Here is a 13,386-nt window from a genome sequence, read left to right as displayed (position 1 = left end):
CGTTCGGCCGGAAAACCAGCGCTCAAATTTACTCATCCGCTCCAATGAAGGTGGCACCGGGTTCTGATCAGGCGGCGACCTGAAACACGTCCATCAACCCGGCGTAAGCCGCAGCAATACCGGCTACCGGGTTTGCGCTTTGCGCCGCCGTTTCAACCTTTAGAGCGCCGCCACTGACCGGCAATGTGAGCAGCAGGAACTGGCGGCTGTTTTCTTCGCCGATACACGCGGCTGCCACATGTTCACCGCCATGCTCGCGGTCTATGCGCAGTTTGAAGAGCAGCGTTCCGCCAACCGCTTCCAGTGCGCCGGCAACAATCTCGACGAATTCGTCTTCCGAAACCGAGCCGGTTTCCATTGCCAAGCCTTCGAGGCTGTCAGCCAGCGATTTCTCCAGTGCCTTTTCGTCTATCTGTGCGTCCATGCAAACCTCTTGCAATTGGCCGAGCGCGCACCCCAACCAATAAGAGTTTATGGCGACCGTGGCCGCAATATGGCACGAGATATCGACAATTCGGCCTATACGCGGCGCATTCGTACTCGAAAGGCTGGACAATTTTCTGGTTCGTTCCAAAATGCGCGCTGGGAGGAACACCATGCTTGGAATGATGCAGGAATGGCCATTGCTTTGCCACAAGTTGATCGACAACGCGGCAGCTCAACATGGCATGCGCGAGATAGTCTCACGTTCGATCGAAGGTCCCATTTTGCGCACGACCTATGCGGCCTTGCGCCGCCGCGCACTGCAGGTCGCACAACGGCTTGAGCGCGATGGCTTTGGCCTAGGCGACCGCATTGCAACGCTGGCCTGGAACACGGCCCGCCATCTTGAAGCCTGGTATGGCATCATGGGGGTTGGTGCGATCTATCACACACTCAATCCTCGCCTTTTTCCTGAGCAGCTTGTCTGGATCATGAATCATGCCGAGGACAAGGCGATCTTTGTCGATCCGACCTTCATGCCGCTGGTCGAGAAGATCGCGGGACAGGTGAAATCGCTGACCAAAGTGATTGTTTTGACCGATCAGGCAAACATGCCGGCAACCGCCTTGCCCAATGTGGTGTCCTATGAGGAGTGGATTGCTGAGGCAGATGGTGATTTCCAGTGGAAGACGTTTGACGAAAACACGGCTGCAGGCATGTGTTACACGTCTGGTACGACGGGCGATCCGAAAGGCGTTCTCTATAGCCACCGCTCGAATGTGCTCCATGCCATGATAGCGTCGATGCCCGATGCCATGGGTATCGGGTCGCGCGACGTCATCTTGCCGGTTGTACCGATGTTTCACGCCAATGCATGGGGCATCGGGCAAGCCGCGCCCATGATTGGCGCAAAGCTTGTCATGCCGGGCGCGAAGATGGATGGCGCTTCGATCTATGAGTTGCTGGATAGCGAGAAAGTGACGTTCAGCGCGGCTGTTCCGACAGTGTGGTTGATGTTGCTGCAATATCTGGAAGAAACCGGCAAGAAGCTTCCTTATCTCAACAAGGTAGTAATTGGCGGTTCGGCCTGCCCGCGCATGATCACGCAGAAATTCCAGGACAATTACGGCGTCGAGGTTGTTCACGCATGGGGCATGACCGAAATGTCGCCACTTGGCACGCTTGGTACGATCAAGCCGGAATATGCCGACCTGACCGGCGATGCGCGCCTTGATATTCAAAAGACGCAGGGCTTTGCGCCATTCGGCGTTGAAATGAAGGTAACTGACGACGAAAACAACGCACATCCCTGGGATGGCAAGACATTTGGTCGTCTCAAGGTTCGTGGACCCGCCGTCGCACGCGCTTACTATGGTGGGGCAGGGGCGGAGCAGTTCGACAAGGAGGGCTGGTTCGACACGGGCGATGTCGCCCATATCGACCCGAGTGGCTACATGCAGATTACCGACCGGGCCAAAGACGTCATCAAATCGGGCGGTGAATGGATATCGACCATCGATCTTGAAAATCTCGCGGTCGGCCACCCGGATGTGGCCGAGGCCGCCGTTATTGGTGTTCGCCATCCCAAATGGGACGAGCGCCCGCTTCTGGTCATTGTGCGAAAGTCCGGCAAGGAGCCGTCAAAGGCCGATATTATCGGCTTCATCGAGGGCAAGGTGGCGAAATGGTGGATGCCTGATGACGTGGCTTTCGTCGCGGAAATTCCGCACACTGCAACCGGCAAAATTCAAAAGACTGTGCTGCGTGAACAGTTCAAAGACTACCAATTGCCGACCGTTTGAAGCGGGTGCCGCAAAAGGATCGCCCGATACAACTGTGATCTTGCTGTCAAAGGCGTTCAGTTTTGACGTTTGATGCCTTAGAGCATCGGGCGACTAAATGGAATCGATCACGTTCATGGTTTTGGATCGATTCGATCCTGAATCATCGTGATCTTGAGGGTGGGCGCGGCGAACGATGACCGAAAATTTTGAGAGGCAAACGTCGAAGGCTGCTGGCTGGTCTCGTGGCATCGCTACGTTTTCTGCCGTGCTGCTTGTGACCGTCTGGGTCGGTCACCACTACCATCTGGTCGAAACGCCGGCTTTTCTCTGGGTGCTGGCAATCGTTGCCCTTCTTGCGGCTTTGGCTGTTCTACTTGCCGGCTATGCCTTTTCAAGGCTTTGGAATTTCGGTGACCGGGGCGGGCATGACCTGACCGCAGGCTTCCTGATCGCCATGCTGGTTTTGACCCCCTACGCAATTGCCGCCTACTGGGTAAGCAGTTATCCGCCATTGCGAGACATCTCGACCGACCTTGACGATCCGCCCGCCTTTGGCTCTTCCCAGACAAATATGGCGAACATCCATGCCGAGCCGACACCGGGTGAACGTCGCTTGCAGGTGCAAGCCTACCCTCTTGTAACGGGCCGCCGCTACGACCTGCCCTTTGATGAAACCGTGAATGCGGTTGAGACGGTTTTGCACAGTCAGGGATGGCAAGTCGCCATGCCTTTGCCAGTTGCCGTCGATGGCATGGCCAAGCTTGTCCTTAGCGCCACAGCAACCAGCTTTGCACTGGATCTTCCCGTCGATGTAGCGATCCGTATCACCAGCGATGGCGAAACGACTTCTGTCGACATGAGATCGGCTTCGCGTTTCGGGAATCATGACCTGGGGGACAATGCGGACCGAATAGTCAGCTTTCTTGCGCAACTGGATCAGGAAGTCGCCGAACAGGCGGGTGTCGTCACGGCACAGTGACATCACATTCAAGGGCGCAACCGCGTGTTCGAGAAATCGGCAGATCGGAGCGTTAATTTGCAACCTGATAGAGGCCGTCGATGGAGGGAGTGCCGTCGGTATTCACCAATCCTCGACCGACAAGATCTTCCAGATGTGCAAGCACGGAAAGAGCCGCCGCCCCATGCAGGCGCGGATCGATGTCTCGGTAAATGGCTTCAACCAGTTCCCGAACCGTTCGATCACCACTTCTGAGCCGTTCGATTATGGCGCGTTCGCGCATTTTGCGGTGCGCTTTCAGGCCACGCATGAAGGCCTGCGGCTTGGTCACTGGCCCGCCGTGCCCCGGCAACAGCAGGTCGTCGCCGCGTGCCAATAACGCATCGAGTGAGGCCATATAATCAGACATGGCACCATCCGGTGGTGCGACAATGGTTGTCGACCATGCCATGACATGGTCGGCGGAAAACAGAATGCCCTGTCCTTCAAGCGCAAAGGCGGCATGATTTGCCGTATGGCCGGGGGTCAGGATCGTCCTGATCGCCCAGCCGTCACCGTCGATCAGCGAGCCATCCGGCAAGGCTTTGTCGGGTACGAAATCCATATCTGCACTGGCATCCAGCGGATTGGTTTCGCCGGTCTGGAGAGGGCGTGCGGGCCGGTGCGGCCCTTCGGCCAGAATGAGCGCGCCTGTTTCCGCTTTCAGCTTTGCCGCCAGCGGCGAATGATCCTTATGTGTATGGCTTACAAAAATATGGCTGACGGGCCGGCCGGCAATCGCCTCGACCAAGCTGTGCAGATGGCTCGGATCGTCGGGACCGGGGTCGATAACCGCCAGTGTGTCTTGCCCGACAATGTAGCTATTCGTCCCGTGAAACGTGAAGGGAGAAGGATTGGGGGCTGTGATTCGCAAAATATTTGGCGCAACCGCCACCGCATCCCCATAGGCCGGTATGAAACTTCTATCGAAATCGAGGTTCATGATTATGCGATGCTTTGGTGTGAAAACGGGCAATAGCGATTGCCGCATAGCACGGAAGCCAATATAGGGAAACGCGTCGCGCATATACCGCGCCGGCGCCAAACAGATTGAGGAAGATCATGGCAATTGCAACAACTATGCGCCCACTTGTTTCGCTGGCCTTGCCTGAAAAGGGCATTGGCCGATTGGCAGTCCAACTCATTCTCGCAGTCTCGGCGACATTGCTGCTGACACTATCGGCAAAGACCAAGGTGTTTCTGGGGCCGGTCGATATGTCGCTTCAGACGCTCGCGATATTCATGATCGCGGCAGCCTTTGGCATGCGCCTCGGCGTGGCCACGCTGCTGTTGTACCTAGCTGAAGGCGCGATGGGCTTTCCGGTATTTCAAAGCACACCCGAAAAAGGCATTGGCATTATCTATATGCTCGGCTCGACGGGCGGATATCTGGCCGGCTTCGTGGTTATGGCGGCCATTGTCGGTTGGGCAGCTGACCGCGGATGGGATCGCAACCCGTTCAAATTGTTCGGCGCAGTTCTCGCAGCCGAGATCGTCATGATGACGATGGGCTTTGCCTGGTTGTCGGGCTTGATCGGTGTCGAAAAGGCATTCCAGTTCGGCGTCATGCCATTTGTTTTGCCTGATCTGATCAAGGTTGCACTGGCTGCCAGCCTCGTGCCGGCCCTGTGGGCGCTCCTGCCGCGTAAACAGTAAAAAAGACTTTTCAGAAAAGATTGAAGGGTCGCACAGGTAAAATTGACAATGCTTGTGCGACCTTTATCGCTTTGATGAAAGACGGAAAGCTGAGCCGATTTTGGCGCATGGTGCAAACCGGTATGGCCAAGTTCAGCCCGACATCGCGTCCGGATCGGACTCAACCGTGGCCGTTTCTTTCTGTGGTTGGTAGTCATTGACGATGCGTGAAAGCAATTCGACTGCCCTGTCCTTCTCTTCATTCAATACGGCAGTTTCCATACTGGTCAGAATGCGGTTCAAGAACGTCTTGTCGGTAATTGACGAACTGGCAACAATGAAACCTGCTTCGGTTTGCTCGTGAGATGCCTCGGATGGGGCGAGCAACTCTTCATACAGCTTCTCACCTGGCCGCAATCCCGTGAAGTCGATCTTGATGTCGATATGCGGTCTGTATCCCGCCAACTGAATCATGCGCTCGGCAAGGTCGACAATCCGGACGGGTTCACCCATGTCCAGAATCATTATCTTGCCGCGTTCGGCTTCTTCAATAGATCCCCGCGCCGTTGCGTGCAGAACCAATCGCACGGCTTCTGGAATGGTCATGAAAAAGCGCACAATATCGGGGTGAGTGACCGTAATGGGGCCGCCCCTGGCAATCTGCTTTTGGAAGCGTGGAACCACTGAACCATTCGAACCAAGAACATTTCCGAAGCGGACGGTTTGGAACCGCGTATCGCCAGAAGAAACGTCGAGCGCCTGACAATAGGTTTCAGCCGCGCGTTTCGTGGCCCCCATGATACTGGTTGGATTGACCGCCTTGTCGGTAGAAATCATCAATACCGTGGAAACTCCGGCTTCCGAGGCGGCATTGGCCACATTGCGAGTACCGAAAAGGTTTGTCTTGATCGCTTCCAATGGATTTAATTCCATCATTGGAACGTGCTTTAGCGCTGCCGCGTGAAAAACGAGGTCGGGGCACAATTCCTTGAAGAGTCTTGAGATTCGCGAATTATCGCGAACGTCCGCGATCCGTGTGATGATTCTTGCGTTCGGGTGTTGGTTACGGAGTTCCATATCAAGCAGATAGAGATGGAATTCCGAACTGTCAGTGATGATAAGGGCGCGTGGCCCCAAGGCAACGATCTGGCGGCAAAGCTCGCTGCCAATCGAGCCGGCCGCACCTGTCGCCAGAACGGTTTTCCCTGTGATCATCGCCGCGACGCTTTTCAGGTCCGTCTTTATTTCAGGTCGCCCCAACAAATCTGCCAGTTCGATCGGTTTTGATGCGATGAGACCGTTCTTCGTGATCACTGCGGTATCAGTTGACAACGGCAGTCGTGAAGCCACGATGCCCAACCGCGTCGCTCGCTCGACAATCTTACCAAGAACCTCGCGGTGAATGTCGGGCACCGTTACAATGAGTTCGGTAACCTGAATCCCCTGGCGCGAAAATTTCGCAACGATCTGCTCGAAGTCAGACATGGAGCCCAGCACACGTACGCCCTGTATCATTGATTCCGACGTACGACCGTCGTCTATAACGCCAGCGACGGTTACGTCGCGGTCACTATCCCTGCGCGTTGATCTTATGAATGTGTCTGCGGCACTGTTCAGACCATAAAGCAGGACGTAACGGGTATTCTGAGAGCGCCGCCTAATCGTAGTGATTGGATTCAGGCTCTGTTCCAGATGCAGCCTATAGGCGAGGCGTGGTGCTGCGAGACCTGCTATCAGGTAGAGCATCGACAAGACGGGCACGGAGCGCGGCACATTCGATCCGCGGCTAACCAAAAATACACCCACCGTATAGATAACGACCGCACAGAAGCTGGCTTTGATTATGGTCACCAGATCAAGGACCGACACGTAGCGCCATGAACCACGATGGGTCGAGAAGATGATGAAGCAAATCGCACTCGTCAGAACAAAACTCGCTGTCTTTTCGACAACCCCCGGGAGTGACAGGGTTCCCTCGATCCCGAGTACGGTAACATAAGCAAGAATGAACGCGCATGCGGCCACGATTAGGTCATTGGCCACAGCTATAGTGCGGCGGAAATGTATCTTGGCAACGATTTTGTCGAAGATCATACGGAGGCACTCATATCAATCGGCAGGTTAAGCAAGAAAGATACCGCAAATGACGAGTCGTCATCTTTCTTAAGACGACATTACGTCTTATGCACCAAGTCAGCCATGAGTTATTTCAACTTTTGCGATATCGCACAGACTATCGTGAACAGGGAACGTGCACATGTCGAACGCAAATAGGGTATTGATAACCGGTGCGAGCGGTTTTGTCGGCAGGAAACTGGTCACGCGTCTCGTTGCCGATGGTCATCGGTTGAATTTGGCAGGTCGGACCGACAAAGGCTGGTTCGAGGGTGGGGATGTCAATTTCTTTGGCGTTGGTTCGATCAGTGCGCACACTGATTGGACGGAAGCTTTTCAGGGTTGCAATAGGATTGTTCATCTGGCTGCTCAGGTCCCGTTGCCTGGTGTTGCCGATGAGGTTTTGACCGAAGTCAACGATAGAGGGACAAAACGTCTTGCGCAGCAAATTGGCACCAGTGACGTCGAACTCATTATTTTGATGTCTACCGTTTTCGCTCTTTGCGACGAAACGAGAGGCAAACCGGTAGATGACAGCACTCACCCAAACCCTGCTTCGCAGTATGGCAAGTCCAAGCGTGAAGCCGAAAAGCATGTTCTGGGTTTAACGGAACTGGATAAAACCGTTGTCGTTTTGCGCGCCCCGCTCGTCTATGGCGGAGATGCGCAGGGAAATTGGCGTTTGCTGCAACGCTTGGCTGCGTCAAAGGCACCTCTGCCGTTCGCCTCGATTGATAATCGCCGTACGTTCGTTTCGGCGGACAATCTGGTAGATGGGGTCGCTCATCTGTTGACGATGCCCAAAGAAGGACGAACCTCTGGATCTTTCATGATAGCCGACGACGAGGCTGTCAGTCTTCGGCAAATCATCACGTGGCTTCGTGCTGGGATGAATGTGCCGGTTCATCTTTTCGCCGTACCGAAAAGCGTCATGAGTGGAGCTTTGCGGTTGTTGGGTAAAGACAAGGCATGGCAACGTCTTTTTCGCGATCTGGAGATCGATTCAAGTGGATTTCAAGAAACCTTCTCCTGGAAACCTGTCCGACGGGCCAAAGAGGCGATCATGAAGTCGGGCGCGGACTTTATGGGAAGTGAAGGTAATGCAGTGTTCAAACGGAGCGAGCGTTGAAGCGGCTTTTTGACTTCGTTATCTCCGGTGTAGCCTTGGCGGTTTTGTGGCCGGTCATGTTGATCATTGCCTTGTGGATCAGGCAATCATCGCCCGGCGGCGCATTGTTCGTCCAGCCTCGCGTCGGACGCGACGAGCGATTGTTCAAATGCTACAAATTCCGCACGATGGCGACTGGTGCTCCAGTTGCTGGCTCGCACGAAGTGGCCGGGTCATGGATTACGCCTGTGGGTCGGCGGCTCAGGTCGATCAAGTTGGATGAACTCCCCCAATTGATCAACGTTCTGCGCGGAGACATGAGCTTGGTGGGACCACGACCTTGTCTGCCCAATCAGAATGAAGTCATCGCTGCGAGGCGATCGCTCGGGGTTTTCAGTGCAAGGCCCGGCATTACAGGCATTGCACAATTGTCAGCTATCGATATGTCCATGCCTGAAAAACTCGCACAAGCGGATAGGCGGTATCTGGACACCATGAGCATTGCCAAGGACGTCCGAATCTTGATTGCAACCGCTTTTGGCAGGGGATCCGGCGATGCGGCGCTTCGCGAAATCCATTGAAATAATTTGCCGCGGTCAAGAACGATTCGAAGGTGGACAATTCCTGATTGCGCCGGTAGACGGTGAACCGTCCTTGCTGTCAGCTTGGATTCCACATTGATGAGCACCATCAAGATACCATCGAAATGAGTATCTCTGGTTGTATCGCCGCATATTTCTACTTGTGGCGTGGGGAAAACGATAGACCGACATATGGCGTCACTGAAAAACATTCTCGTAGTTTTCGGAACCAGACCGGAAGCGATCAAGATGGCACCGGTGGTGAAGGAACTGGCACGCAGTTCACTTTTGAAGGTGCGCATTTGCGTGACGGCGCAGCATCGCCAGATGCTCGATCAGGTGCTTGAGCTTTTCGATATTCATCCCGACCATGACCTCAATCTGATGAAACCGAACCAGACATTGGACGCGGTGACGGCCGGTGTATTGACGGGTATCGGTCAGGTGCTCGACGAAGAGCGCCCCGACATGGTTTTGGTCCACGGCGACACGACAACCACGCTCGCTGCCTCGCTTGCCGCATTTTACCGCCGCTTACCTCTTGGTCATGTCGAGGCGGGTCTCCGTTCGGGATCTCTTCAGGCTCCCTGGCCAGAAGAGATGAACCGCCGTGTGACAACGCTTGCGACACGCTTCCATTTTGCCCCGACAGAAACTTCCAAGGCGAATTTGCTCCGCGAAGGTATTCCTGAAGCGCATATCCACGTGACAGGCAATACGGTGATCGACGCGCTTCTCCAAACCGTGCACAAGACGAAGTTGCCTGAAAGACGGGAACTACTGGCAAAACGATTCGCGTATCTCGATGCGGCGCGCCCCATCGTACTTGTGACCGGCCATCGGCGCGAAAATTTCGGAAGCGGTTTTGAAAACATCTGCAACGCGTTTCTCGATATATCGCGTCAGCATGATGTTCAGGTGGTTTATCCCGTTCACCCCAACCCAAGTGTGCGCGAACCGGTGGAGAGATTGCTGGGCAATCAGCCATCAATTCATCTGATTGATCCGCTCGATTATGAGCCCTTCGTCTATCTGATGGACCGCGCCCGTATCATCATAACGGATTCCGGCGGCGTGCAGGAAGAAGCTCCATCGCTTGGAAAGCCGATACTCGTGATGCGTGAAACGACGGAACGCCCGGAGGCGGTCGACGCTGGAACGGTTGTTCTGGTTGGGACATCGCGAGAGCGGATTGTTAGCGAAACAGAGCGATTGCTCGGCGACGAAAATCACTATACGCGGATGGCTCAAGCTATCAATCCATATGGTGATGGTCAGGCTGCCATGCGCATTCGCAACATTATTGAGGAGCAACTATGAGCCTCGGAACGATAAGAAAAGTTTGCGTGCTGGGTCTTGGCTATATCGGCCTTCCGACCGCGTCGGTTATCGCCTCGCGGGGCGTGGAAGTCGTCGGCGTCGACGTCAAGCAGAACGTAGTAGACAAGATCAATCGCGGCGAGATCCACATCGTCGAGCCGGATCTCGGTGCTGTCACGGCCCTTGCCGTTCAGCAGGGGCGTTTGCGCGCATCCACGACACCCGAACAGGCCGATGTTTTCATTATTGCGGTTCCCACGCCATTTCATGATGGAAAGGCGGACTTGGAATTTGTCTGGGCCGCCGCCCGTTCGGTTGCGCCGCATTTGTCCAAGGGCAACCTTGTGGTTCTCGAATCGACATCGCCACCCGGTACGACCGACCGGGTGCTGGAATTGCTGGCGGCTGAACGTCCGGATTTGCGCTTTCCCTGTGTTGGAAGCGATGAGGAAAGCGACGTCAATGTCGCCTACTGTCCCGAGCGCGTGTTGCCGGGGCGGGTTCTGGCTGAACTCGTTGAAAACAGCCGTGCGATTGGTGGCATAACGGCCGCCTGCTCGAAGCGCGCAGCGGAATTGTACCGTATCTTCTGCATTGGCGATTTGAACGAAACGGGCGCCCGCACCGCCGAGATGTGCAAGCTCGTGGAGAACGCCTTCAGAGACGTCAATATCGCCTTCGCCAATGAGTTGTCCCGGGTCTGCGACAAGGTGGATGTCAATGTCTGGGATGTCGTGCGCCTGGCCAATAATCATCCACGCGTCAATATCCTTCAGCCCGGTCCGGGCGTTGGCGGGCACTGCATTGCCGTTGACCCGTGGTTTATCGTCGAGGCGGCGCCCGACGAGACACCGCTGATCCGCACCGCACGCGAGGTCAATGACCGCAAGCCGCATCTGGTTGTGGCCAAGATACGGGCAGGCGTGGACGGCGTTGCCGCATCAGGGCGCAAGCCAGTGGTCGGTCTTCTGGGACTGGCGTTCAAACCCAATGTCGATGATCTGCGTGAAAGCCCCGCCCTTGAGATAGCCAAGGCCGTTTCGGCGTGGAGCGATTGCGATATTCTTGTCTCGGAGCCGAATGTTGAGGCAATGCCAGCGTCACTAGAAGGCAAGGATAATCTTCACTTTGTCGAAGACGTCGATGCCATTGTGGCGAAATCGGATGTGCTTGTCATGCTCGTCAACCATTCTCCCTATCTCAACATCGGCAAGGAGCAGCTTGCCGGAAAAGTCATTATTGATACGCGCGGAGTCTGGTCTTGAAACAATTGCTGGTTCGCTCTGGAAAGGTCTTCCTCAAGGATGTACCTGCGCCCACGGTGGGGCCTAAGAATATCGCGGTCAGGGTGTGCAATTCCTGTGTAAGCGTTGGAACCGAGATGGCAGGCATCAAGATGTCGGCCTTGCCACTCTATCGGCGCGCGCTGAAACAGCCGCACCATGCCAAGCGCGCGTTGCAAATGATGAAGGATCAGGGCGTTGCGCGTGTCTACAAGCAGATACGCGGCAAACTCGATGCCGGCACGCCGATCGGATATTCGGCCGCAGGCGAAGTCGTGGCAATTGGCACTGGTGTCGACGGTTACAAGATTGGTGACAGAGTGGCCTGTGCGGGCGCGGGCATTGCCAATCACGCGGAGATTATCGAGGTTCCGGTCAACCTCGTTGTGCCGATGCCTGACGGGCTTGATTTTCCTGCAGCCGCAACTGTGACCCTGGGTGCCATCGCCATGCAGGGCGTGCGGCGCGCAAACCCGACGCTTGGCGAGACGGTTGTCGTGATTGGCCTTGGCATTCTGGGCCAGATTGCTGCGCAGATTCTGTCAGCAAACGGGTGTCGGGTGATTGGCACGGATATCGACACCGGCCGTATTGCGACAGCCATGGAAAATGGCATGGATATCGGTCTCAATCCCGCAGATGGCGATATTGTCGAAAGGGTCGTGAAGCTGACCAATGGCTTCGGTGCCGACGCTGTCATCGTGACCGCCGCTTCGGCAAGCAGCGAGATCATTGCACAGGCCTTCCAGGCTTGCCGGCGCAAGGCACGCGTCGTTGCCGTCGGCGATGTCGGCTTGAACATCGCGCGCAGCGACATTTACAACAAGGAACTGGATTTCTTCATCTCGACGTCATACGGGCCGGGACGCTACGACCCCCGTTACGAGGAAGATGGCGAGGATTATCCGATAGCCTATGTGCGCTGGACCGAAAACCGCAATATGGGCGAGTATCTCCGGCTTCTCGACACCGGGAAGTTGAGCCTCGCCAACATGCTGCATCCCCCATATCCAATCGACAAGGCAGAGGAAGCCTATGCCCAGCTTGGCAAGACCGGTGCAAAGCCGCTTCTCGTTCTGCTGGAATATCCTGACAGGCAAGAAGCAAGCCGCGCGACGCTGACGGTTGCGCCACCGGCGGCCAAGGAAACGCGCATAGGGTTGGCGCTGGTCGGAGCGGGCGGTTTTGCGCAGGCCATGCATCTGCCGAACCTTCAAAAACTCAAGGACGACTTCACACTGCATAGCATTGTCAGCCGCACGGGCCTGTCGGCCAGCACAGCCGCCGAACGCTTTGGTGCGGCCAATGCAGGCACCGACTTTGAAGCTGTCCTGCGCGATCCTGCCGTCGATCTGGTCATGATTGCAACCAGACACGACCTCCATGCTTCAATGACGCTTGCGGCTCTCAAGTCGGGCAAGCATGTTTTCGTGGAAAAGCCGCTGGCTTTGAACGAAGCAGAACTTGCGCCCATCGAGGCGTTTTATCATGACAATCCTGCCGGCCCTGTGCTGATGACCGGTTTCAATCGTCGCTTTTCACCCGCCATCGAAGCCGCGCGCAAGGCGCTCGCTCATCGCACGTCGCCAATCATAGTCAATTACCGCATGAATGCCGGTTATATTGCTGCCGATCATTGGGTTCACGGCCCTGAAGGCGGTGGACGCAACATTGGCGAGGCATGCCATATTTACGACCTTTTCAATGCCTTGACGGGCAGTGAGCCAATTGAGATACAGGCTTCCGCAATTGTTCCCGATTCAAAATACTGGCATCGCAACGACAATTTTGTCGCGACGGTGCGCTATGCCGACGGCTCGGTGTGTACGCTCACCTATTCGGCGATGGGTGCCAAGAGCTATCCCAAGGAACGCGCTGAAATCTTCTGTGACGGCAAGGTGCTATATCTTGACGACTACAAGCAACTCACCGTGACTGGTGGAGCAGGTGGCTGGAAGAACATGACCATTGAGAAGGGGCAGATGGAAGAGTTGCAAGCGCTCGCCAAAACCCTTCGCAAAGGCGAAGCCTGGCCGGTATCACTGGCGGATCAACTTTTCGCCACACGTATCAGCTTTGAGGTCGAACAGCAGATCATCTCCTGATCGGCTGCGGCGCAACAACAAAGAGGCAGGATCAC

Annotated in this window: 11 protein-coding genes; 8 read left to right on the top strand and 3 right to left on the bottom strand. The window is 55.6% G+C overall.

Annotated elements, in window-relative coordinates; translation table 11 throughout:
- Positions 1–67: 67 nt before the first annotated feature.
- Complete coding sequence (locus tag AC0L7S_RS02910) at positions 68–424, bottom strand: hypothetical protein (protein ID WP_473472993.1); 357 nt, start codon at positions 422–424, stop codon at positions 68–70.
- Between the two features lie 172 nt (positions 425–596).
- On the opposite strand from AC0L7S_RS02910, the gene AC0L7S_RS02905 reads away from it, so the two are divergent.
- Positions 597–2,225 (top strand): fatty-acid--CoA ligase, encoded by a 1,629-nt coding sequence (locus AC0L7S_RS02905; RefSeq protein ID WP_473472992.1) that lies wholly within the window; start codon positions 597–599, stop codon positions 2,223–2,225.
- 175 nt (positions 2,226–2,400) lie between these two features.
- Positions 2,401–3,186 (top strand): DUF1499 domain-containing protein, encoded by a 786-nt coding sequence (locus AC0L7S_RS02900; RefSeq protein ID WP_473472991.1) that lies wholly within the window; start codon positions 2,401–2,403, stop codon positions 3,184–3,186.
- Positions 3,187–3,238: 52 nt separating this feature from the next.
- On the opposite strand, the gene AC0L7S_RS02895 is transcribed toward AC0L7S_RS02900, so the two are convergent.
- Positions 3,239–4,147, bottom strand: a complete 909-nt coding sequence (locus tag AC0L7S_RS02895) for an MBL fold metallo-hydrolase (RefSeq protein WP_473474150.1) — start codon at positions 4,145–4,147, stop codon at positions 3,239–3,241.
- A 119-nt stretch (positions 4,148–4,266) separates the two neighbouring features.
- Between AC0L7S_RS02895 and AC0L7S_RS02890 the strand changes: the two genes are divergently transcribed.
- On the top strand, positions 4,267–4,860 hold the full coding sequence (locus AC0L7S_RS02890) for a biotin transporter BioY (RefSeq protein WP_473472990.1): 594 nt from the start codon (positions 4,267–4,269) through the stop codon (positions 4,858–4,860).
- 132 nt (positions 4,861–4,992) lie between these two features.
- Here the strand turns inward: AC0L7S_RS02890 and AC0L7S_RS02885 are convergent, their stop codons facing one another.
- Entirely contained in the window at positions 4,993–6,933 is a 1,941-nt protein-coding gene (locus tag AC0L7S_RS02885) for a polysaccharide biosynthesis protein (protein ID WP_473472989.1), read from the bottom strand.
- Positions 6,934–7,096: 163 nt separating this feature from the next.
- Here AC0L7S_RS02885 and AC0L7S_RS02880 point away from each other — a divergent pair, with 163 nt between their 5' ends.
- From AC0L7S_RS02880 to AC0L7S_RS02860, 5 genes are all read left to right on the top strand, one after another.
- Entirely contained in the window at positions 7,097–8,083 is a 987-nt protein-coding gene (locus AC0L7S_RS02880; protein ID WP_473472988.1) for an NAD-dependent epimerase/dehydratase family protein, read from the top strand.
- Positions 8,080–8,643: a sugar transferase gene (locus tag AC0L7S_RS02875; RefSeq protein ID WP_473472987.1), complete on the top strand. Its 564-nt coding sequence runs from the start codon at positions 8,080–8,082 to the stop codon at positions 8,641–8,643. The genes AC0L7S_RS02880 and AC0L7S_RS02875 overlap by 4 nt, the downstream gene beginning before the upstream one ends.
- Positions 8,644–8,835: 192 nt before the next feature.
- Entirely contained in the window at positions 8,836–9,963 is a 1,128-nt protein-coding gene (gene wecB, locus AC0L7S_RS02870; RefSeq protein WP_473472986.1) for a non-hydrolyzing UDP-N-acetylglucosamine 2-epimerase, read from the top strand.
- Positions 9,960–11,228, top strand: a complete 1,269-nt coding sequence (gene wecC, locus AC0L7S_RS02865; protein ID WP_473472985.1) for a UDP-N-acetyl-D-mannosamine dehydrogenase — start codon at positions 9,960–9,962, stop codon at positions 11,226–11,228. Before wecB ends, wecC begins: the two co-directional genes overlap by 4 nt.
- Positions 11,225–13,351, top strand: coding sequence for a bi-domain-containing oxidoreductase (locus tag AC0L7S_RS02860; RefSeq protein ID WP_473472984.1), 2,127 nt, complete (start codon positions 11,225–11,227; stop codon positions 13,349–13,351). The genes wecC and AC0L7S_RS02860 overlap by 4 nt, the downstream gene beginning before the upstream one ends.
- The last annotated feature ends 35 nt before the right edge of the window (positions 13,352–13,386 follow it).

It is taken from the genome of Mesorhizobium sp. G2-6-1 (assembly GCF_055809095.1).
Note: the sequence above shows the minus strand (reverse complement) of the source record. Positions and strands in the feature narration are given on the sequence as shown.